22 protein-coding genes are annotated in these 22,653 nt (G+C 43.3%); 17 read left to right on the top strand and 5 right to left on the bottom strand.

Annotation, left to right across the window (positions count from 1 at the left end; translation table 11 throughout):
• Positions 1-32: 32 nt before the first annotated feature.
• On the top strand, positions 33-2,132 hold the full coding sequence (locus tag OU792_RS04575) for a protein-disulfide reductase DsbD family protein (RefSeq protein ID WP_274669592.1): 2,100 nt from the start codon (positions 33-35) through the stop codon (positions 2,130-2,132).
• 75 nt (positions 2,133-2,207) lie between these two features.
• On the opposite strand, the gene OU792_RS04570 is transcribed toward OU792_RS04575, so the two are convergent.
• A complete protein-coding gene (locus tag OU792_RS04570; protein ID WP_026946687.1) occupies positions 2,208-2,396 on the bottom strand; it encodes a hypothetical protein in 189 nt (62 codons plus the stop codon).
• 113 nt (positions 2,397-2,509) lie between these two features.
• Here OU792_RS04570 and OU792_RS04565 point away from each other — a divergent pair, with 113 nt between their 5' ends.
• The 12 genes from OU792_RS04565 (at position 2,510) to OU792_RS04510 (ending at position 14,119) form a co-directional block, all read left to right on the top strand.
• Positions 2,510-3,967 carry a BatD family protein gene (locus OU792_RS04565; protein ID WP_222584186.1) on the top strand — a complete coding sequence of 486 codons (1,458 nt, stop codon included), beginning with the start codon at positions 2,510-2,512 and terminating at the stop codon, positions 3,965-3,967.
• Positions 3,960-5,045, top strand: coding sequence for a chorismate synthase (gene aroC, locus OU792_RS04560; RefSeq protein WP_274669591.1), 1,086 nt, complete (start codon positions 3,960-3,962; stop codon positions 5,043-5,045). The genes OU792_RS04565 and aroC overlap by 8 nt, the downstream gene beginning before the upstream one ends.
• An 11-nt stretch (positions 5,046-5,056) precedes the next feature.
• Complete coding sequence (locus OU792_RS04555; protein ID WP_134199024.1) at positions 5,057-6,385, top strand: dicarboxylate/amino acid:cation symporter; 1,329 nt, start codon at positions 5,057-5,059, stop codon at positions 6,383-6,385.
• Between the two features lie 125 nt (positions 6,386-6,510).
• Positions 6,511-7,185 (top strand): cytochrome c biogenesis protein CcsA, encoded by a 675-nt coding sequence (ccsA, locus tag OU792_RS04550; RefSeq protein WP_024284010.1) that lies wholly within the window; start codon positions 6,511-6,513, stop codon positions 7,183-7,185.
• 2 nt (positions 7,186-7,187) lie between these two features.
• Positions 7,188-7,433, top strand: a complete 246-nt coding sequence (locus OU792_RS04545; protein ID WP_134199026.1) for a CcmD family protein — start codon at positions 7,188-7,190, stop codon at positions 7,431-7,433.
• A 1-nt stretch (position 7,434) separates the two neighbouring features.
• On the top strand, positions 7,435-7,851 hold the full coding sequence (locus OU792_RS04540; protein WP_134199028.1) for a cytochrome c maturation protein CcmE domain-containing protein: 417 nt from the start codon (positions 7,435-7,437) through the stop codon (positions 7,849-7,851).
• Positions 7,852-7,874: 23 nt separating this feature from the next.
• Positions 7,875-10,394, top strand: coding sequence for a cytochrome c biogenesis protein CcsA (ccsA, locus tag OU792_RS04535; protein WP_274669590.1), 2,520 nt, complete (start codon positions 7,875-7,877; stop codon positions 10,392-10,394).
• Positions 10,395-10,519: 125 nt separating this feature from the next.
• On the top strand, positions 10,520-10,888 hold the full coding sequence (locus OU792_RS04530; RefSeq protein ID WP_134199032.1) for a molecular chaperone DnaK: 369 nt from the start codon (positions 10,520-10,522) through the stop codon (positions 10,886-10,888).
• An 11-nt stretch (positions 10,889-10,899) separates the two neighbouring features.
• Complete coding sequence (locus OU792_RS04525; protein WP_274669589.1) at positions 10,900-11,649, top strand: hypothetical protein; 750 nt, start codon at positions 10,900-10,902, stop codon at positions 11,647-11,649.
• Positions 11,649-12,422 carry a sensor histidine kinase gene (locus OU792_RS04520; RefSeq protein ID WP_026946697.1) on the top strand — a complete coding sequence of 258 codons (774 nt, stop codon included), beginning with the start codon at positions 11,649-11,651 and terminating at the stop codon, positions 12,420-12,422. Before OU792_RS04525 ends, OU792_RS04520 begins: the two co-directional genes overlap by 1 nt.
• An 18-nt stretch (positions 12,423-12,440) precedes the next feature.
• Complete coding sequence (locus tag OU792_RS04515) at positions 12,441-13,067, top strand: response regulator (RefSeq protein WP_100628875.1); 627 nt, start codon at positions 12,441-12,443, stop codon at positions 13,065-13,067.
• Positions 13,067-14,119: a Gfo/Idh/MocA family oxidoreductase gene (locus OU792_RS04510; RefSeq protein WP_274669588.1), complete on the top strand. Its 1,053-nt coding sequence runs from the start codon at positions 13,067-13,069 to the stop codon at positions 14,117-14,119. Before OU792_RS04515 ends, OU792_RS04510 begins: the two co-directional genes overlap by 1 nt.
• Before the next feature lie 6 nt (positions 14,120-14,125).
• Here the strand turns inward: OU792_RS04510 and OU792_RS04505 are convergent, their stop codons facing one another.
• Positions 14,126-15,079 (bottom strand): pyridoxal-phosphate dependent enzyme, encoded by a 954-nt coding sequence (locus OU792_RS04505; RefSeq protein ID WP_026946700.1) that lies wholly within the window; start codon positions 15,077-15,079, stop codon positions 14,126-14,128.
• 198 nt (positions 15,080-15,277) lie between these two features.
• Between OU792_RS04505 and OU792_RS04500 the strand changes: the two genes are divergently transcribed.
• Entirely contained in the window at positions 15,278-15,943 is a 666-nt protein-coding gene (locus tag OU792_RS04500; protein ID WP_026946701.1) for a peptidoglycan DD-metalloendopeptidase family protein, read from the top strand.
• On the opposite strand, the gene OU792_RS04495 is transcribed toward OU792_RS04500, so the two are convergent.
• Positions 15,934-16,719: a type III pantothenate kinase gene (locus OU792_RS04495; protein WP_274669587.1), complete on the bottom strand. Its 786-nt coding sequence runs from the start codon at positions 16,717-16,719 to the stop codon at positions 15,934-15,936. The genes OU792_RS04500 and OU792_RS04495 overlap by 10 nt on opposite strands.
• A 59-nt stretch (positions 16,720-16,778) precedes the next feature.
• Here OU792_RS04495 and OU792_RS04490 point away from each other — a divergent pair, with 59 nt between their 5' ends.
• The 3 genes from OU792_RS04490 to OU792_RS04480 all read left to right on the top strand — a co-directional run bounded on the left by OU792_RS04490 (position 16,779) and on the right by OU792_RS04480 (position 18,252).
• Positions 16,779-17,255, top strand: coding sequence for a GNAT family N-acetyltransferase (locus OU792_RS04490; protein WP_134199048.1), 477 nt, complete (start codon positions 16,779-16,781; stop codon positions 17,253-17,255).
• Between the two features lie 66 nt (positions 17,256-17,321).
• A complete protein-coding gene (locus OU792_RS04485) occupies positions 17,322-17,789 on the top strand; it encodes an antitoxin Xre/MbcA/ParS toxin-binding domain-containing protein (RefSeq protein ID WP_274669586.1) in 468 nt (155 codons plus the stop codon).
• 4 nt (positions 17,790-17,793) lie between these two features.
• Entirely contained in the window at positions 17,794-18,252 is a 459-nt protein-coding gene (locus OU792_RS04480) for an RES family NAD+ phosphorylase (protein WP_274669585.1), read from the top strand.
• A 169-nt stretch (positions 18,253-18,421) separates the two neighbouring features.
• Here the strand turns inward: OU792_RS04480 and OU792_RS04475 are convergent, their stop codons facing one another.
• Positions 18,422-22,483: an eCIS core domain-containing protein gene (locus OU792_RS04475; RefSeq protein WP_274669584.1), complete on the bottom strand. Its 4,062-nt coding sequence runs from the start codon at positions 22,481-22,483 to the stop codon at positions 18,422-18,424.
• A 2-nt stretch (positions 22,484-22,485) separates the two neighbouring features.
• Positions 22,486-22,653, bottom strand: coding sequence for a hypothetical protein (locus OU792_RS04470; RefSeq protein WP_155847145.1), 168 nt, complete (start codon positions 22,651-22,653; stop codon positions 22,486-22,488).

The following is a 22,653-nucleotide window of genomic DNA, read 5'->3' as shown; positions in this document are numbered from 1 at the left end:
TTTCCTTTTCTATGCTAACCTGATAGCTTGGTATGAATCAATTTTCCATTTGGCTGAAAAGCATTTTGCTAATTGGGCTCTTTTCGGTCAGCTTCCTTGCCAAAGCCCAGATAATCTCTCCACCGGAATGGACGGTGAGTGTTTCACCTGCTCAACCCAATGCCGGAGAGGAGGCTGTCTTACGATTGGAGGCAAAAATTCCGATTGGTTGGTATATCTATGGGACTGGATTCGATCCGGATTTAGGCCCTTTGGTGACGACTTTAATTATGGAAGATTCCGAGAGTTTTGACCGAATTGGCAGTTTGCAGGAAGTAGATGCCAAGGAGAAATATGATGAAATTTGGGAAGGAGATATTACCTATTTCATGGGTTCTGGACTCTTTGAGCAAAAAATCTTAGCCAAAAAATCAGGAACTATCCAAGGTGTATTGGAATATCAGATGTGCTCTGACCTTACAGGGCAATGCATCAATTATGAAGAGGATATCTCCATTGAGCTGACCGTAACGGGAGGCCAAATTCTTGCTAGCGAAAATACATCAGAACCGACTGTTGACAAGGGAGAGGATTCAGATGCGGTTGACACTTCCCAAAATACTTCGGACCTATTCAATTCGGTAGATTCAGGTGAATCTAGTGGGATAGAAGATTCTGAAGTCCAGGTGAGTTTTGAACCGGAGGGCGATGTGGAAGAAAGTCTTTGGGGCTTTATGATTTTGGCTTTTTTGGCCGGACTTGCTGCGCTGGTAACGCCTTGCGTCTTTCCGATGATTCCTATGACGGTGAGTTTTTTTACCGGAAGGGCAAAATCGAAAGCCGCCGGAATCCGAAATGGATTTATTTATGGCCTCTCAATCATTGGAATTTATACCATAGCCGGTACTGCAGTGGCAGCCATTCAAGGACCTGAGTTTGCCAATTGGCTGGCCACTCATTGGCTTCCGAATTTATTCTTTTTTGGAATATTCATCTTTTTTGCTCTGGCATTTCTGGGATTATTTGAGATTACCCTTCCATCGGGCTTTGTCAATAAGATAGATGCCAAATCAGAAAAAGGAGGCTTGATTGGTATTTTCTTTATGGCCTTTACACTGGTTTTGGTTTCATTTTCCTGTACCGGACCGATTGTTGGATCAATTTTGATCTCATCTGCTGGAGGGGAATTGATCAAGCCTGTTTTGGGAATGTTCTCTTTCTCACTAGCATTTGCGATACCATTTACCCTTTTTGCTGTCTTCCCAGGCTGGATGAGCAGTCTTCCTAAGTCCGGAGGTTGGCTCAATTCGGTAAAAGTGGTTTTAGGATTTTTGGAATTGGCTTTAGCCTTCAAATTCCTGTCTATTGCAGACCAGGTTTATCATTGGGGGATTTTGGACAGGGATGTGTTCTTGGTCATTCATATTGTGATCTTCTTTGCTTTGGGGCTTTATTTGCTTGGCAAAATCAGGCTACCTCACGATTCTCCATTGGAATATCTCGGTGTACCTAGACTTCTACTGGCTTTATTCAGCTGGATGATCGCCTTGTATATGATCCCTGGGCTTTGGGGAGCTCCTTTGAAGTACCTAAGTGGGTATTTGCCGCCACTGACTTCACAGCAGTTCAAGGTTGGGGGTTCGGTTGCTGTGGCAGATGATGCAGGATATGCTTTGGATGAGTCGGTCAAATACGCGGATTTGCTGGAGATCCCTCATGGGATCAAAGGTTACTTTGATTATGATCAGGCACTCAGAGCAGCCAAGGCTGCGGACAAACCCCTATTGATTGATTTTACGGGGCATGGCTGTGTGAATTGCCGGAAGATGGAAGAGAATGTATGGGTGGACCCGGAAGTCTTGAGACGATTAAAGGAGGATTTTGTGATGGTGGCGCTCTACATCGATGAGCGATTGGAGCTTCCTGAGACTGAGTGGTACACCTCCGAATATGACGGGAAGGTAAAAAAAACGCTGGGTAAACAGAATGCTGATTTTCAGATCACCCGTTTTCAGAATAATGCTCAGCCTTATTATGTGATTTTGGATCATGATGAGGCACTTGTCGCAAAACCCAGGGCCTACGATACGGATGTGCAGGCTTTTGTGGAGTTTTTGGATGGGGCTAAAAAAGAATTTGAGCGGAGGAAATGATTGATTTTAAACCGAGCTTGTGAAAATTCAGGAGTCTTGAAAAAAAATCCCGCACGAGGCGGGAATGTTTGTTCTCTAAAGGGCCGGTAAGAAGTACCGATTGAGTATGGGTTCGTGTGTTTTTCCAAACATCCGATAACACCAATCTCGAAACTCCATCAACTCAGCGGGTAAAATAAGTCTCAGGCCCTTGCGCAGTTCTTTCTCGAAAAGATATCTCGAGAAACTCACTTTCTGCAAAATGGTCTTTACATATTCTATCATAGCTAAAAGAGTTTAAGGTTAATTAAGAGATTTATTTACCATACGGAGGCTTTTCCTCCGTTGTTGCGTAAAATAAGCTACCCTGATTGGGATTAATCCTTAATTTCGCAACCATGACTAAAACGCTACTAACTTCTGTTTTGGTATTCGTCCTTTCCTTTTTTGCTGGGAAAGTTGTAGCTCAAGAGGTTACTGTTGAGCTAGGGTCTGATCAAATTGGGCTGAATGAAACATTCACCATTAAAATAAGTGTAGCCAACGAAAAAATCAAATCCTACGATCAATTTCCTGACATACCGGGATTCCAAAAACAAGGGGTTTCGCAGTCATCCTCCATGAATGTGATCAATGGGCAAGTAACAAGCTCCAACAGTATTATTCAGTATTACAAGCCTACCAAAAAAGGGGAGTTTCAGTTGCCTTCCTTTTCTATCAATATCAATGGGCAAAATTTCGATTTCCAAGGAAAAAAGATTACGGTAACTGATGCTGTGTCCAATCAAGGCAGTGGACGAAGTGGTGGGCTTTTCGACCCCTTCTCCGATTTTTTTGGGAGAGCTGAGGAGGAGCCGGAATACATTGAACTGGATGATGAAGCTTTTTTCTCTGTAACAGTAGATAAGGAGGAAATTTACGCCCGAGAAGGTTTTACCGTAGCTTTGGCTTTCTACATGTCAGAGACCAATCAAGCTCCTTTCAATTTCTACAAGCCAGGAGAGCAGTTGGATAAGGTCTTGAAACAAATCAAGCCTTCAAATGCCTGGGAGGAAAATTACAACATCACCAATATAGAACCAGAGCAAGTCACGATCAATGGCAAACGCTGGGTACGATACAAGGTCTACGAGGCTACATTCTTCCCATTTTCCGAAGGCACGATAGAGATCCCAAGTATTCCTTGGGAAATGATCAAATACCGGGTTGCACGCAATCCATCTTTCTTTGGGGCAAGCAGACAGGAAGATTTCAAGACCTTTTACTCGTCTCCAAAGACAGTCACGGTGAAGCCTTTGCCTCCGCATCCGCTACGAAATGAAGTGGCTGTAGGACAGTTCCAACTGCGGGAAAATATCACAGACTTGGAGGTCGAAACTGGACAAGGCTTTAATTACAATTTTGGAGTGACCGGTGTAGGAAATATCAATTCACTTCCTGCTCCCAAACTCATTTCTGGTGCAAACCTCAATACCTATGACCCGAATGTCCGTCAGCAAATCAACCGCGGATATGGAAGAGTTTCGGGGATCAAGGAATTTTCTTATTACCTGACAATCAATGAGCCTGGTGATGTCAATCTAGCCAATCATTTCGAATGGATTTATTTTGATCCTGAGCAGGCGGCCTATGATACGCTCAAGCCAGCTGCACAAATTCGGGTCGTAGGCGAGAGCAAGACCAATCAGGCGATTTCAAATCAGCGACTGGGAGGGGTCTATGACCGAATAGGCACGGAGGATAATGAGTTTTCAAACGAGCGATATAAATACTATTTTGGCACCGCCATTAATGTACTCCTGCTAGCAGTGCTGATACTACTGGCAATCATTATACTTCGTAAAAACAATGGGTAATTCATTTGGAAAGCTTTTTAAGATCACCACTTTCGGGGAGTCTCATGGCAAAGCTTTGGGCGTGACTATAGAAGGATGCCCGGCGGGACTAGCTATCGATGAGGAATTTATCCGGCAGGAAATGCAACGTCGAAAGCCAGGGCAATCCAAAATCACTACCCAGAGACGAGAAGAGGATGAGATCGAGATTCTTTCTGGGGTTTTTGAGGGAAAAAGCACTGGTACTCCGATCGGGATCGTGATCCGAAATGCTGATCAGAAGAGTAAAGACTATTCGCATATTTCGGATAAATTTCGCCCTTCCCATGCAGATTACACCTATTTTGAAAAATATGGGCTTCGTGATTACCGCGGTGGAGGCCGAAGTTCAGCAAGGGAAACAGCTGCAAGGGTAGCGGCAGGAGCTATTGCCAAAATGCTATTGAAGGCTAAAGGGATTTCCGTTCAGGCCTATGTCTCTCAGGTTGGAGATTTGACTTTAGAAAAAAACTATCAGGAGCTGGATCTTACTCAGACCGAAAATAATATCGTGCGCTGTCCAGATCCAGAAATTGCAGAGGAAATGATTTCGCTGATTGACTCTGTTCGAAAAGATCGAGATACCATTGGAGGAGTGATTTCTTGTGTCATTCAAAATACCCCTCCCGGCCTTGGTGAACCGGTTTTTGATCGTTTGCATGCAGAGCTGGGCAAGGCAATGCTCAGTATCAATGCAGTCAAGGGATTTGAATATGGGAGTGGCTTTGAAGGAGTAAAAATGCGTGGCTCCCAACACAATGACAGTTTTGTCAAAGAAGGAGATCGTGTGCGCACCACTACCAATCATTCCGGAGGTATTCAGGGTGGAATCAGTAATGGGGAAGACATTTATTTTCGGGTAGCTTTCAAGCCGGTGGCAACCATCATGCAGGATCAGGAATCTGTTAATGAGTCAGGAGAAAATGTCACTGTTTCGGGTAAGGGGAGACACGATCCTTGTGTAGTTCCAAGAGCTGTTCCTATCGTAGAGGCTATGGGCGCCTTGGTCATAGCGGATTACTTATTATTAGCAAAAAGCGATAAAATTCAAGATATATAAACCCAAGCTGGATGAAGAAGAAAATACCCTTGCACACCAAAATCATCATAGGATTGGTCCTTGGACTGGTTTTTGGATTGGTAGTGATCAAAACCGATATCCCCAATTCATTTACACTCGATTACATCAAGCCAGTTGGGACCATCTTCATCAATGCTCTAAAAATGATCGCGGTACCGCTGGTGTTGGCATCTTTGATCGTAGGAGTTTCCAATTTGGGTGATATTTCCAAATTAAGCCGAATAGGAGGTAAAACTATTGCGACTTATCTGATCACCACAGTGGTGGCTATCTCCACAGGGTTGATCTTGGTCAATGTTTTTAAGCCAGGCAAAAGTTTACCTATCGAAACAAGAGAAAGTTTGATGCAAATGTATGAAGGTGATGCTGGAGCTCGGGTCGGTCAAGCTGCGCAGCTTCAGGAGCAGAGTCCTCTGCAACCTTTGGTAGACATTGTACCCCAAAATTTCTTCCTAGCCACCACTGACAACGGAGCGATGCTTCAGGTTGTTTTCTTCGCAATCATTGTGGGAATTGCGCTTCTTCAGATCCCAAAGGAAAAGGGGAATCCAGTCATCGCTTTCTTCGATGGCTTCAACGATGTGATCATTCAGATCGTCAATTACATCATGATGATTGCTCCTTATGGTGTTTTTGCCTTGATGGCATCACTCATCGTAGAGATAGCAGGAGACAATCCCGATTCGGCTGTGGAGTTACTTTTGGCCTTGTTGAAATACAGCCTGGTCGTGACGGGAGGCTTGCTATTGATGGTAATGGTTGTCTATCCGATGATTTTGATCTCTTTTACCAAGGTGAAGTATTTGGATTTTTTCAAAGCGATTCGGCCTGCACAGCTTTTGGCATTTTCCACGAGTTCCAGCTCTGCGACACTACCAGTCACCATGAAGCAGGTCGAGGAGGAGATTGGGGTATCGGAAGAGGTTTCCAGCTTTGTGTTACCACTTGGAGCCACGGTGAATATGGACGGAACCAGCCTTTATCAGGGAGTAGCTGCAGTTTTTATTGCTCAGGCCTTGGGAATGGATTTGACCCTTACTCAGCAGTTGATGATCGTTCTGACAGCTACCTTGGCATCGATTGGCTCGGCAGGAGTTCCGGGGGCGGGCTTGATTATGTTAATTATCGTGTTGGAATCAATTGGAGTGCCTGCCGCAGGTATTGCCTTGATTATTGCCCCGGATCGAATATTGGATATGTTTAGGACGGTGGTCAATGTAACAGGTGATGCTACCGTTTGTACCATCGTGGCCAGTACAGAGGGAGAATTACCGGATGGGTTGATCCGAAAAGGTAATCCGCTCACACCAAACGAATAAGATATAGAAAGATTCAATCGAAAGGTCAGGCTAAAACTAGTGTGACCTTTTGTCTTTTGTGACAAAAGACAACGAATTCAGAAACTTATGCCTTATTTTTGCGCTTGAAAAAGCCAAATTACCCTATGCGCCAATCCTGGTGGAAAATTCTGGCCGTTGCACTTCTTCTGTACACGATCACTGCAGGCCTACTGATGGATGTACCCCGATTACCCATTTTGAATGAAACGATTCGGGCATTGCATTTCCATGTGACCATGTGGTTTGGGATGATCCTGATGCTGATGGTTTCTGTTTACTACAGTGTGCGATATCTCAGAAGCAATGATCTTCGCTTCGATGATCTAGCCATCGAGTTCACCAATGCGGCGATTCTATTTGGAGTTTTGGGAATCACGACTGGAATGCTCTGGGCCAAATTTACCTGGGGAGACTACTGGAGTGGCGATCCAAAGCAAAATGCTTCTGCTATCGGATTGCTGATGTATTTTGCCTATTTAATTCTTCGCAATTCCCTGACCGATATGCAGCAAAGGGCCAGAATAGGTGCGATTTACAACATCTTTGCTTTTGCAGCTTTTATCCCGTTGATATTTGTTCTACCTCGACTGACGGATAGTCTGCATCCCGGAAATGGTGGAAATCCCGGCTTCAATGCTTACGATCTTGATTCCAAATTGAGAATGGTGTTTTATCCCGCAATAATTGGATGGACACTTTTTGGAGCTTGGATCGCAACTGTCCGCGTCAGAATGCGTAGGGTGCAAAGAGTACTTGAAGATCAACTGATCAATTCCTGAAAATGAAAAAATACCTCGCTTTATTCCTCCTTTTTGTCAGTTTGCACGTAGTAGCACAAGAGAAGATTCCTGTGACTGAGTCGGACTATTCCAACAACAGCATAGACATGGCTGATAAGATGCGTGAAGATGGAAAAATCTATGTTTTAGTGGGAATAATTGGAATCATCTTCGCTGGAATTACGGTTTACCTTGTAAGCACTGAGCGGAAGATTACAAAAATCGAAAAATCTATTACTCAAAAATAAGATGAAGAAAGGACACTTGGTAGGTATAGGCATCATCGCTGTCGCAATTGTGATCATCATGACCTCTATTGGCGATGCGAGTAGCTATGAGACCTTCAATACAGCTCTAGAAATGAAAAAAGATGGCGATGAAAAAGCCATTCATGTGGTAGGGCAACTTAAAAAAGATGCGCAGGGAGAAGTTCAGGGCCTTCAAGTCCGAGAGGATAAAACCTCATTTACCTTTGTATTGGTGGACAATGAGGGTACGGAGCAAGAGGTCTTTTATAATGAACCTGTCCCGGCCGACTTTACCAGATCTGAATCCGTAGTGGTAATCGGGTCCTACAAAAATGAAGAGATATTTATTGCAGATAAAATCCTGATGAAGTGCCCTTCTAAATATCAGGAGACTGACGTGCAGGCGGCAGGAATGTGAAGTAGTAGCAACTCAACGAATCAATGATCAATACCTTTATCGGGAATTTGGGCCACATGATGACCATCGTGGCCTTTGTGAGTGCATTGGTAGCAGCTTTTGCCTATTACCAATATTTCAAGGCCAATGAGCTGGAGAAAAAAAGCTGGCAGCGCTTTAGTCGCATTGCTTTTTACATCCATGGTGTGTCCAGTGTGTTGATCGCTTTTTCACTTTTTGAGATCATCTACAATCATCGCTTCGAATATTTTTATGCCTATTCCCATTCGAGTAAGGCTCTTCCAGTGCATTACATGATATCAAGTTTCTGGGAAGGACAGGAAGGTGCATTTATCCTCTGGATTTTCTGGAATGTGATACTGGGTGTGATTCTGATTCATACCAATAAGCTTTGGGAGGCTCCTGTAATGATCGTTTTTGCGCTCGTGCAGGCCTTTTTGGTTTCGATGATTATGGGCGTGGTGATCGGCGATTTGAAAATCGGTAGCTCACCGTTCATTCTACTTCGCGATGCAACTCCCGCACCGATTTTCGAAATCAATCCCGATTTCGTTCCTGAAGATGGGACAGGTCTCAATCCTCTACTACAAAATATTTGGATGGTCATCCATCCACCTACCTTGTTTTTAGGCTATGCTTCTACTTTAGTACCATTCGCTTTTTTGATAGGTGGACTAGCTTTGAAGCGATATTCAGAGTGGATAAGACCTGCTTTGCCTTGGGCGATTTTCTCCGCTATGATTTTGGGAATGGGGATTTTGATGGGAGCCTATTGGGCCTATGTGACGCTTAATTTTGGAGGATATTGGAACTGGGACCCGGTAGAAAATGCAGTTTATGTCCCTTGGCTGATTTTGGTGGCAGCAGTGCATACCATGATTACTTTCAAGAAAAGTAGTACTGCACTGAAGACGTCCATCGTCTTGGTGATCCTTTCTTTCATTCTTGTATTGTATGCTACCTTCTTGGTGCGATCAGGGGTGCTTGGAGATGCATCTGTGCACTCATTTACCGATCTAGGTCTCTCAGGGCAATTGTTGATATACATGTTGTTTTTCACAGCAGTTGCCTTATTCTTCACGATTCGAGCTTGGAAGCACATTCCTACTTCCGAGCGGGAAGCATCAGTTTACTCCAGAGAGTTTTGGATTTTCATCGGTGCTACCACCTTGGGCTTGATGGGGTTTCAGGTAATTCTCCCTACCTCCATACCGGCATTTAATGCATTGATTGAAAGCTTTGGAGGTATCTCCAATATGGCTCCACCGGCAGATCAAATAGAGTTTTACACAAAATTCCAATTGTGGTTTGGGATTGCCTTGGCGCTGCTGACAGCAGTTGGACAGTTTTTTTGGTGGCAGAAAATGGACAAAAAAGCGCTGAAAGATGCGCTCTTGACTCCATACATTATCTCTGTAGTTGTTTCGGCTTTGATTATTGTAGCGGCTAAAGTTTATGATTGGAAATACATGATCATCGTCGTGGCTGGTACATTTACCGTAGTTGCCAATGCTGTGATTTTAAGTCGACTTTTGAAGAAATCTACCTTCAAGCTAGCAGGAGGCTCTCTGGCACATATTGGTTTGGGGATGATGCTGATTGGGATCATGTTCAGCTCCGGTTATTCCGAGACGATCTCGATCAATATGTCAGGATTGACTTACAGCAATAGCTGGGAGGATGAGCTCAATAAGGAGCATGTATTGCTTTGGATCAATAAGCCGACCCAAATGAAAGACTATACGGTCATCTATCGAGGAAGGCAAAAGAAAGTGGTGGGCGTACCTGAATATGTCCCTGCCAAAATCTTAGAATCCACAGGAAATGTGAATGAAGCCATTGCTTTAGAGGATTATAAAGACTTTTTCAAGAAAGGCGATGTGGTTGATATTGTATTGGAGGAGAATGATTATTTCAAAATTGATTACTTCCAAAATGAGGTCTTGAAATTTTCCCTAGCTCCCATGTCCCAATTCAACCAAGGAATGGGAGGTTTGATTTCTTCACCTGATTCAAAAATTTACCTCAACAAGGATCTATACACCTACGTAGCGGCGATGAATGACTACGAAGATCCCGAATGGAAAGATGATGAGTTCTATGAAGCAAGCCCGGGTGAGCAATTCCATATCGCTGATTTTGTCACTTATTTTGATGGAGCTGAAGTACTTCAGGAAGTGGAGGGTTATGTACTCCAAGAAGGTGATGTGGCTGTTCGTGCCAACCTTCGGGTGCTTGATTATGATGTTGAGAAAAAGCTCACTCCCACATTCATTATTCGAAATAACCAAGTCGGTAAATTACCTGTAGTGGACAATGAGCTCGGGATCAAAGTCACTTTGGATAACATCGTTCCTGAAGAAAACAAGTTTGTTTTCAAAGTCAACCGCTATCAAAAGGACTATGTGGTGATGAAAGCTATCGTCAAGCCATACATCAATTTGTTGTGGTTAGGATCTATCATCACTTTGATGGGATTCACTGTGGCGATCTATCGAAGATTCGATGAGTTTAAGAAAATGAGAGATAAAGGGATGGAATAAATTTCCCCAACTTTTTCCAAAAGGAGGTAAGCGCCTCCTTTTTCTTTTTTCACTCCGCTTCAAAAAGCCTATATTCAGGTCCATTTTAAACCAGTTTTACCTAATTTTTAACTAACAAAAAGATTATGAAGATCAGTAAAAAGGATTTCGATCAGATGCAGAAAAAGTATGATAAAGAAATCCAAAAGGGGAAACCCGCTCGAGGACCAAAGGAGGATGTAGAAAATCAGACCAAGTGGGTGTTTTTTGATCGAGAGACTCTTGAGGAAGTGCTAAGTAAAGCGGATAAGGATCCCAAGAAAGGTGGAATCAAGTTTTACCTAACTGAATACACGGAAGAGGTAGCAAAAAAGCTTTACCCTGAGAACTCAGAAGAATACATCGGAAGGCTTGCCATCGTCATGTCTCCTGTAAATGAAGCCAAAAAGGGATTGGAAGAAGGGGAAGAAGATTATTACAATCGAGGTACTACTTGTCCTCCTAAATGTGAATAAATTTTATATTCATGGTTAAAGACTTTCTTGCCAGGATTGGAGATAATTATTACATCTATGCTGTCATAATTTGTGGAGTGCTGGCTATTGTTTTTTACGGATTCCTTAATCCTGAAAAGAAGCGTAGCCTGCACTTCCTAATTCCTTTTCTGGTGGTATTCTTGGTTTTTTTTTATGAGTTTTTAGGAGTCTGGATGCTCGTCAACAAGAGTATCAACCAAAAAATCCATTATGTCCTTACGGATGATACTTTTCAGGGATGGAATATCTGGGTTTTTAATATTTTCAACTATCAAATATCCAAGCTGCTACTATTAGGTTTGATCGGAATCAATTTAAGAAAAGTCCTTAGTCAAAAAATCATCTTGTCCCTTGGAGTGATTTTTCTTGCCTATTGTATTTATACCTACTTTTCAGAAGCCACTCCCATTTATGATTTTCAGCCGGTCCTATACTTTTTCGGCAATACCATTTTGATTGTGGCCAGTGGTTTATTCTTCGTGGATTTGGTGTCTGAGGATTATTACATCAATATCAATCCCCTTAAATACTGGCCTTTTTGGTATATCACCTTGATTTTGTTTCAATCAGTCACTTTATTTTTGGCGGATGTAGCCTTTGAGTACTTGGTATTTGAAAATGAAAATGTGTACTTCTTATTCAACTATGTTTCAATGATCCTTTACATTATTTTATTGGTAGTTTTTAACATGCTACTTTACACAGGGAGTAATACAATTTCAAAATTGGCTAAAGCATAATGGAGGGAGAAGATAATCAGATCATTTTTATTCTTTTTGCAGGGGCATTTCTGGCAGCCGTTATGGCCACATTTGTGGTCTCTATGGTTATTTTGCACAGGCAGCGTCAGGTCCAAAACAAACAAAAGATGGATCAGATTAAAGCAGAATATGAGAAGACCCTATTGAATATTGAGAATGAAATTCAGCAGGATACCCTGAGGCATATCGGTCGGGAACTTCATGATAATGTAGGCCAGTTGCTTTCCCTCGCAAAACTCTATCTCGGCTCCAGCAAACCTGAAAAGCAGACTGAAGGACGCCTCCTTATCAATCAAATAATTAACGAGGTTAGGGGCCTTTCAAAGACCCTGAACCTAGACTGGGTAGAGTCCATTTCATTGGAAGAATTTATAAAACAGCAGTTGGATAAGATCCAGTCAACTGACTTCTGCGAAACGCTCCTTGTGGAGAGTAATGAGGCCTGGAAATTAAATAAAGACACGAAACTTGTTCTTATACGCGTTATTCAAGAATGCCTAAACAACGCCATCAAGCACGCCAGCCCATCAAATATAAAAGTCCAGATGAAAGAATCAGATGGAAGGTATTTGGTTCGGATAGAAGATGACGGAAAAGGCTTTGACACTTCTCAGCAATCAAAGGGTAGTGGCATGACCAACCTTCGAAAGCGAATGGAGACCATTGGAGGTGCATTTGAAATCATATCATCACCCGGAAACGGCACTCAAATAAATCTTTCTTTGCCTGTATCAGTTTTAGTCCTAAATTAGACTTCACCCTTAAGTAACATGATACGGATTGCTATTGCAGACGACCACACCCTTTTTGCAAAGGGCATAGAAGGATTATTGGATGAGCAGGAGGATTTCTTTATCCGTGGGCTTTTCAAAAATGGATCTGAGCTACTGGATTTTCTAGCCGAAAACCCAGTAGACATCGTTTTGACAGACCTCAATATGCCTGAAATGGATGGCTTTGAGGTATTGGCTGCTGTGAAGCAGCTTGACTTTCCAATCAAAGTCATCGTCCTTTCCATGTATGATGAGGAAAAAATCTTCAAAGAATGCGTTGAAAAAGGGGCAGACGGGTTTATTCTAAAAGATGCTGATCCGGATGAATTGGTTTTTACCATTCGAGAAGTTCATGAAGGAAGGCATTTGATCAATTTTGATAGAATCATTGAGCAGGCACGTCCCAATGCTTTTTTCGATTCCTTTCGGGATAAATACCGTCTTTCCCGGAGGGAGGTTCAGATTATTAAGCTTATCAAAGAAGGTTTGACGAGTAAAGAAATTGCCAAACAGCTTGTATTGAGTAAGGGGACAATCGAAAGCCACCGGAAAAATATTTTTCAAAAACTCAGCATCAATTCACGGGTAGAACTAGTGAATAAAGCTCACGAAATGAATATCTGATGAATTCAACCAAACCAATCAAAACTGCCATCGTCGGATTCGGTTCTGTAGCGGAAAAAATGCATGCTCCTCTGATAGATGTCTGCCCGGATTTGGATTTGGTGGAGGTAGTAGAAAGACACTCCAATCTCTGTGAGCAACAATATCCTGGGGTTAAAACCTTTCGCTCATTTGAGGAGCTATTGAGTGAGGGAAGCTCTGAACTCATCGTGATCACGACGCCTAATGAGTTTCATTTTCCTATGGCCAAATTAGCCTTGGAATCAGGGAAGCATGTGGTGGTGGACAAACCAATCACTATACATTCATGGCAGGCCGAGGAACTTCAAAAGCTTGCATCGGAGAAAGGATTGATTTGTACTGCTTTTCAAAACCGCCGTTTCGATGGGGATTTCCGAACTGTTCAGGAGATTTTGCAAAATGGATCGCTAGGGGAAGTTCATTATATCGAAAGTCATTTTGATCGCTTTAGGCCTCAGCCCAGAGATAATTGGCGGGAGAAAGAGGTCCCTGGAAATGGGATTACTTACGATTTGGGCACACACTTAATTGACCAGATTTGTGTACTTTGGGGAGCTCCTGAATCCATTACTGCTACTATCCGCAAGCAACGCCCACAAGTAGTAGCCGATGACTACTTTGATATTCAGCTGGACTATGGGAATCGCTTGGCCCGGGTCACCGCAGGAGTCCTGGTCAATGCACCTACTCCCAAATTCCTAGTATTAGGGGAGAAAGGGACTTATCAAAAATTTGGACTGGATGTACAGGAAGAGGCCTTTAAGGAAGGGCGAAAGCCTATAGGAGAGAATTGGGGATTGGAGGAAGCTGATAAGTGGGGGAAGGTTTATTTAGAGGAGAAGATAAATCCTTATCCCACCTTAAGAGGTGATTATCGTTTTTTCTACAACAATATTGCTAAAGCTATCCTTCTTGGAGAGCCATTACTAGTTCGGCTAGAAGAGGCAATTGTGGTTTTGAAATTGATCGAATCAGCTTTTTTGAGCTCGGAGCAAAAGAAAACCATCACTAAGTCGGAAGGAGGCTGGTGAAACAGTTTAGAATGGAAGCTTCCCTAGGTCCACATTTCCACCTGATAATATTATCCCGACTTTTTTGCCTTTAAAAAGCGCTTTATTTGCCAACAAGGCTGCCAAAGGAACTGCGCAAGAAGGCTCGATCACGATTTTCATCCGCTCATATATAAGCCGCATCGCGTCGATTGTTTGATTATCTGTTGCCAAGAGTATGTCTTTGACGTAGCGGCGGATGATTTCAAAATTCAAGACGCCCAAAGAGGTAAGTAAGCCATCTGCAATGGTATTTGGCTTGGTTTGAGGAATGATTTTTCCTGCTTTGAAGGATCGATAGGCATCGTCTGCTCCTGAAGGTTCTGCTCCGTATACTTCAATGTCTTCATCCCACTCATGACTAAGCAAGGCTGTCCCACCGAGAAGCCCTCCTCCACCTACTGGAGCCAGGATTACTTCCAGGTCTGGTTCATCCTCCAAAAACTCCAAGGCACAGGTGGCTTGTCCTTCGATGACATCCATAAAATCATAAGGAGGAATGAAGGTGGCTCCGGTTTCTTTGACCACCTTTTCAAGGGTAGTCTCCCTCGCCTGAAGGTTAGGTTCGCATTCGATGATTTCTCCTCCGTAGCCTTTGACGGCCTTCTTTTTGATCTCTGGAGCACTAGATGGCATGACAATGTATGCCGGTATACCTGCAATCTGTGCTGCACGAGCCAAAGCCGCTGCATGATTTCCACTGCTGTGAGTAGCTACTCCCTTGGCTTTCTCTTCATCTGATAATTTCATCACCGCATTCGCTGCCCCCCGAGCTTTGAAAGCCCCTACTTTCTGAAAGTTTTCGCATTTAAAATATATCTCACACCCTGCCATCTCATTGATCGCTGAGGAAGTCAGTATGGGCGTTCGGTGTATGAAAGATTTGATCCGAACGCGAGCATGTCGGATATCATTGAGGGAAGGGAATTGCGGCTTTTGCATGTAATAAAATTATAAAACTACTTCCAAAGCTAACTTCACAAACTGTTATTTTTTCATTTTTCTACCTGAAATCGAGCCTGGTTTTCGCAGATAGCCACGACGCAAGCGATACATAGAGGGGTCATTATTTTTGCGAGATTCCATATGACCATTAAAAAACAATTAAAAACATATGAAAGAAAAGTCTTTTCTTCGGATATGAATTGGAATGTATTGGATTGCTTTCCCGTAATGGGAGAGGCTTTAAACTCGAAAAATACACTGAGGCTGGACTTTAGTGCCAAAAATCAGGCTTTGGAAGAGGTAGACCTTAGCAACACGGAGGCTTTTGATCAATTTGTTTTTTCACAGCTTGAGCGATCCGGCAAACGCTTTGGAATAGGGGGGTATCTGGAAAATCGAGCCATTTACCGTAGATCCAATGTATTTGCTACGGATGCAGAGGATTTTCGAAATATTCACTTAGGTGTGGATGTTTGGTGTGAGGCAGGAGCTCCTATTTTTTCTCCATTGGAAGGAAGAATCCACAGTTTCCAGGATAATGCCGGTTTTGGTGACTATGGTCCTACGTTGATTTTGGAGCATTCCAACCAAGACAAGGTTTTTTACTCATTGTACGGGCACCTTACCCGTACAGATTTGAAGAGTTGGGAGGTTGGAAAAATCGTTAAAAAAGGAGCGATCATTGCACATGTAGGTCCTTTTCCAGAAAATGGCGATTGGCCACCCCATCTACATTTTCAGTTGATGTGGGACATGGAGGGTAAATCAGGAGACTACCCAGGCGTCTGCTCTCAGCGGGAAGTTGCCCATTATTCCGCCAACTGTCCTGATCCCAATTTAATTTTGGGATTTCAGGATTGACTCGATTTCTGGTTTGCTCGTGTAATCCATCGAATCCCATTTAAAGTCAGATAGCGATCGATCTCTTCAAAGTCCTTTTCCAAGGTGGTCAAAATAGCAGAAAGTCCTCCCGTAGCAATGACCTTGAATGGCAGGTCTTTTTCTGTTCGGATGGTTTCTAGCATTCCCTGTACCAATCCAGTGTAGCCATAAAGGATGCCTGCCTGAATCGCATGGATTGTATCTTTCCCAATTGCTGATTTGGGCACTTTCAGGGGCACCTCGGGTAGTTTGGATGTGCTTGTAAATAGGGATCGGATGGCTGTTTGAAGACCAGGAACAATATTTACGCCCAATACCTTCCCATTATCATCGACGACAGTGAATGTGAGTGCTGTTCCAAAGTCCACGATGATCAAGGCTTGCTGATACTTTTGCCAAGCAGCCATGACATTACACATCAAGTCAGTCCCTATTTCTTTGGGACGAATCGTGCTGATGGGAAGTGATTTATAGCTTTTAGGGCCGATTTGGTAGGCGGCTTTGCCAAAAAACTTTTCGCAAAATTCCTGAATGGGTCCTTGCACTTCAGGAACCACGGTACTAAAACCTATTTCGCTAATGTCAGATGGGGAAATGGAATGCTCCAAAAAATAGAGGGGCACCTTCTTGGTGAGCTGAGAAATTAGGAGTTCGGTTTTGGTTTCTAGACGAAATTGATTGGTCCACTTTTCGGTTTTGGGATCAAATAATGCGAATACCACATTGGAATTGCCTACATCGATTGCTAGGAACATATTTTTGGAGCTTTTGACTAATTTAGGCTTTCATTCTTGAAAATTAAATCAAATATCCCATGTATACCGTCCGAAAAGGAAAAATCGAAGACTTACCCCGAGTTCTTGAATTGATCAAAGAACTAGCCATCTATGAAAAAGCACCTGAGCAGGTGACCAATACAGTAGAAATGATGGAGAAAGATGGTTTTGGACCCCAACCGGTTTTCGGACTTTTTGTCTGTGAAAAAAACGAAACCTCAGAGATCATTGGGATAGCGATCTATTACTATCGATACAGCACCTGGAAAGGAAAGCGCATGTATTTGGAAGATATTGTTGTGACAGAATCTGAACGTGGCAATGGTGCTGGAAAATTACTCTTTGACCGAGTCATGGCTCAGTCTCTTGAAGATGAATGCACCGGCATGATGTGGCAAGTGCTAGACTGGAACGAACCCGCAATTAATTTCTACAAAAAATATGGAGCATACCTGGAGGCTGGTTGGCTCAATGCACATTTGCAGTCGGAAGAGATTAGGGAGTTGTTGGATTGATTGCATTTGCAATAATTGATTATTGCAAATAAAATAAAAAACCGTATCTTTGAGAAAAAAGAAGTTATGGATCAGCTATGGAATATTCGTTTTCCGGATGGAAGTCAGCAAGCTCTTTCTACAGGGAAAAGTCGCCATTACTTTTTCCAAAGAATGATAGACTCAGTGAGTGAGCCTGCAGCTTTTTATGAGACAGCATTCAAGTATGAGGACACCAAGGATTTTTTTGATTTTTTGGGCTTTACGCAGCAGGATATTTCAGAAGTAATGGAAGTGGACCCGAGTACGCTATTTCGATGGCGCAAAGAAAATCGACAGTTGACCAAAGCAATTACCAAGAATATCCTAGAAATGGATCAAGTAGTGGCAAAGGGAGTTCGGATTTTTGGCTCAGAGCCGCTTTTTTCAGATTGGCTGAGCACCACCAATGTCTCTCTAGGTGATCGCAGACCAATAGATTTGCTTAAGACTCCGTATGGAGTGGATCAGATCGACAGTGTACTAGAGGGGATGTCTTGGGGAGCTTTTCAGTAGTTTGATGCGCTGTTTTCGACTTATCGAAGCCTTACCGGGTAGATCTCCTTTAGGGTATGGAATTGGTTCCGGGCGATGGAATGACTTCGGTGTTCCTATGATCTATGCCTGTAGTGTCAGTTCGCTTAATTTCCTTGAACTTCTAAGTATCAAAGGCCCAATAGTCACTCAAAGTGCATGGCAATTGATTGTGTTGGAAATAGCTGTAGAAATACCGGAGTTGGAAATAGCTGAGCTACCTAGAGATTGGCGGAATCGTCCCTATCCTAGAAGTACGCAGGAGTTTGGCAGTACTTGGTGCAAGCAGTTTTTGTCTCCTGTTTTGAAAATACCCTCTTGTCGGATTCCTTTGGCAAACTACCAGCAGGAATTTAATCTATTGATCAATCCAATTCACCCAGATTTTAATAGAATTGTCAGCGTGAAGGATGTATTGGATGTGAGCTTTGAGGTGAATGGTTAGTTTTTATTTATGGAATATGATTATCCGCAATCATGCCAGTTGCCTTATTTACTTTGCTTGACTGGTTGGAAGAACGAAGACCTAAGCTTCCGGATTCTGATCCTTTCAGTAGACAATAAGCCAACTTTTTGTCAATTCTGCTAAGAAAGCGGATATCCATATTATGGAATTAACTACCAGAACTTCCAAGACTGACTCTGCTGTTTGAGGCTAGTTCACTTGCTTTTGATTCAATCTCAGTTTCAGGGTATTCTGCTGACCTAAGAAAAGTTGCATATTGACCGAATCTTTGTCCGCGACTAGTACGACTTTGAATCATTTTATTCACTTGGGCTGAGGTAAGCCCAGTTACCTCCCTGATTTTTGAAACATCGGTTTCTTCATTTAAATAAACCTTGGTTTGTACCCCACCGTCTGAAAGAAAATAACTTGTGAGACTTCTTTCAACAGGATTATCTACTTTCTTTTTTACAATTTTCCGATCCCTCTCAAAATTGTTATTTCTGGTTTTTTTCATGGTATAAGCCTCCGTGTCTAGAGACTTTGGAACATTTGACTCTGCTTCTACTATTTGTTTTTTGGTGGCCTTAGTTGGACCATCATCATTGCTAGAGTCAATAGCTGAAATTAGGCTAGACTTTCCTGAGTTATATTTTTGAGAACTGGGAACTACCTTATATTCAATTACAGCACCTGCATCAAAAGCAGCTTTCACCTGATTTTCTACACTAGATTCATGACTGCTATTGCCTGTTCGAGAAAGAGGAACCATATTATCCCAAGAGCCAGGTCCTCCAATATTATGGTTTAGTAAATGTCCTCTTATGTAATAAGAAGCCCCACTTGAAGTTCTTCTTGCATTCAACTTATCATATTCTGTATGAGCAGCTTGAGTAGGAGTAGATCCGTCGGAAGGTTTGTTGGACAGATGCAATTTTTTGATGTGCATGGAGGTACCGTAACCAGCCGAATCTGTACCAGGAAGTATTCTTTCTGGCGGACCATCAGGAGTATCGGTACCAAAAAATACTTGAACAATGTCTCGAAGCTCTCCTAATAATCTTTCAATTGTAGTTTTCTTTGTGTTTTCAGCCTCAGCTTGTTGTTCATCAGATAGATTCCTGTCAATTCGCCTCCTTTTTTCTGAATCGATTTCAATTGCTTTTGCAAGGGCTTGTTGTTTAGCGGTTTCTTTTTGCGGATTATTTCGAGTATCTAGATTTTGAATGAAGGTTTCAAATTGCTGAGGATTACTAGCGATCATAAGAGAAGCGTTTTCTGCCTCTCCTTCTAAATACAAAGCGTGTTGATGACCATCAGCTGCTTGGAATGATACTCTTGCATTCCACCAATTCGTAACAGCAGATACTGCATTCCTTCCTGCTTGCAAAATTGCCCCACCCACGCTAAGTGCTTTATCAATTAGCCAGTCAATAGCTGCATTGATCTTTTCTCTCAACCCAGCTATCATCTCCCCAATTCGGGTACCCAGTCCTCTCAAACCAACCTGATTCGCCAAAAATCCTATGGCAACAGGTATAGCTCTTGCCAGTGCATTTTCGAGATAGTTTGCAGCATCCGCGATACTTCCTCGGGCAATATTGGCTACTCCTGCCACGAAACTGTTGACGATCTCCAGCATTTCTCGCAGTTTCTCAATGAAGGACTGCACCGCACGATAGAATGCGATGAAGCTATTAACCACTGCCATTATTCCGGTCGGGTCCAGCATACCCAGCAACTTCACTGTGACTTGCTCGATAATGCGAGTCATGATCCAGTTTTGGATTTGACTGAGAACGATGGACCAGAGATCACTGATTTTCTCCTGGATATATTCCCAAATGGCGACCGGCCCTCTTTCCCACACATCTTTGATGAATGTCCAGATACCTGTCAAGGTATCGATCGCACCCCGGATTTGAGCTACCCGTTCTTCTCCAATTTTCAAGGCAAGACGTTGCCAGATATTCTCCATCGTAAGCCCGAGGACTTCTAGGACAAAGTCTAGGATGGACTGGAAACTCAAATCGGCCGGTGGGGTGATGCCTGCTGAGGCTAGTTCTCCAAACAACCAATCTCTCAGTCCACCTAGTAAGTGGGTGACAATATTTCCAAAAAACTGTACAAAGCCTTGTTTGATTGCCCGGAGTAGATTTTTCAGGAATCCTATTGGGTCCCTTTTGATATCTTCGAAAGCCGACATGGCATTGGCAATAATTTGCTGTACCGTCTCAATCGGGAAGTTCATCACCACCAGCAATACCTCAACCAGAATCTTCACGATGGTCACCACAAAGGCAAAGAGGCGTTGGATAGGACTTGCCAGCGTTTGTATGATGCGCACAAAAGCCTGGATCGGCGCAAAGACATCCTGGATAGTAAAGCTGTTCCAAAGCGTCATAAATAAGCCCGTGATATACTCCCAGGTGAAATTCAATGTGGCAACTGCAGCCTCAATTCTAGAAACTGTCTGTTCGATTGCACCCGTTTCCTTCATTTGCTGAAACTGCTCCTCACCTCCTGGCATCAATCCCATAAATCCCCGAATGATATTCTCGGTTGTCCTGGGGACTTCCTCTTGGGTAAATGGATCTTTTCCTAGAATGACTGTGATCAGGTGAAAGCCCTGCTGCTCTCTGGCATAGGCTGATAGCTGAGATAGGAGGGTATTTTTGATAAATTCGAGAACCTTCACAGCGACATTTGCAGCAAAGGTGAATACCCGAGATAGGAAGGGTGTAAAAATCCCAACGGTTCGCTGAAAAGCGCCGAGTGGATCCCGAAGGTCTTCAAGGGAGAAGGCATTCCAGGCAGTTTCAAAAAGTAAGCGAACCTCTTCAAAGCTGAAATTCAATGCGGCTAATTCTGCATCTATCCAGTCTGCAGTCTCCTGAATAGTTCCTTCGGCTCGCATTCTCTCTAGTTCTTGCTCCTTCCCAATCAGGGTAAGGAATGCTTCGATCTTTTCGGCCGTGGTACTGATAACCTCCTCCCCAGTGAGCGGATCTCTACCGAGTAGCTTTGTCAAAAGCGGATATCCCGGCGTGGACTCTGCCAAGGCCTTGAGTCCAGCCATCATGGCTTCCTTGATCAGTTCAAATATTTTGTCCTTTACCCTTCCGGCAAAGGATACGATATCGCGGTATAATTGCCCAAAAGTCCGGTCAAGCACTGCCATATTCTCATCCCAGCTATTCCGGATGGATACTTGATCCCAAGCGCTTTCCAGAGTTCTTTCGAGTCGGTTTGTGCTGAGATCCAATGCAGCCATTTCGCTTTGCACCCAGGCAAATGCCGAATCGATAATTCCCAGTTCTGAGAGTTTGGTGAAAAGTAAGGTTCCAAAAACTGGAATTAGTCCCAGCAACCCTCCAAGCAAGTTGGTAGCATTTCTGGCGACAGTTCTTCCAGCCAATGGATCATAGCCAATAATTACTGTTAACAGTGAGTATCCTGGAATATAGCTGGCAAACCTTGATAGTCCTTCCCGAACTGCCCATGGAAGCCTTTGAACCTGCGGTTCGGCTTCAGAAACACTCATTTCTGGCGAGCGCCTTACTGCTGCCCCTTGCTGCACGGTGTGGGTCAACTCGTGAGCAAGCAAGTGTTTCCCCTCTGAGGTGCCTGGCTGGAATTTGCCTTCATTGAAATAGATGTCATTTCCGTGTGTGAAGGCTTTGGCTCCTAATTGTGAGCTCATTTGAGCTGCATCTGGTCCCGTGTGGATTTTAACAGTAGAAAAATCGGCTCCAATCTTTTGTCCCATTTCTGCCTGAATGGGACTCGGGAGGTTTTGACCAGAGCCTTTGCTTTGGATGATTTGGGCGGAAACATCACTTGAGACAGTACCACCGCCTTCTCCAAAAAGTTGGATTTGCTCTTCTTCTTCCTCACTGGAAAGCTGTACTTCCTCTTCCTCATCTGTGGAAAGCTGAACTTCTTCCTCTTCCTCCTGTCTGCTGACCATTGATATGGTGGAGGAAATAGGCATCATTTGGATTTCCTCTTCTTCCTCCTCCACTTGCATTTGTATCCCATCGCTGAGTGGGCTCATCATAGCAGGTTGAGAATTAGCCGGCATCATCATGACCTGGTTGGCCACAGATTCAGCTTCCTGCTCAAATTTGTCTCCCGGCTTTCCCACTTTGAGGGCAGGCTGTACGATTCCCGTATGCCGAGCGATCGGCGGAGTAGATACTCTGGGAATTCGTTCTGCCTGTGCTGCCATGATTAGTTATTCAGTGGATTCATGGGGCTTTCAGACTCTTTGGGTGTCATCTGAATTCTTTCCTGCTCAACAGGGCTCATTTTTTCAGCTTCCTTTTCTTTTTCAAGAACGGGAGCTTGTTCTTCTACCTCCTCTTCGGGTTCAGGTTTTCTCCTTACTTTTCGCTTCAT

It is taken from the genome of Algoriphagus sp. NF, assembly GCF_028823735.1.
Taxonomy (GTDB): domain Bacteria; phylum Bacteroidota; class Bacteroidia; order Cytophagales; family Cyclobacteriaceae; genus Algoriphagus; species Algoriphagus marincola.
The sequence above is the reverse complement of the archived record's forward strand: the minus strand, read 5'-3'. Positions and strand labels throughout refer to the sequence as shown.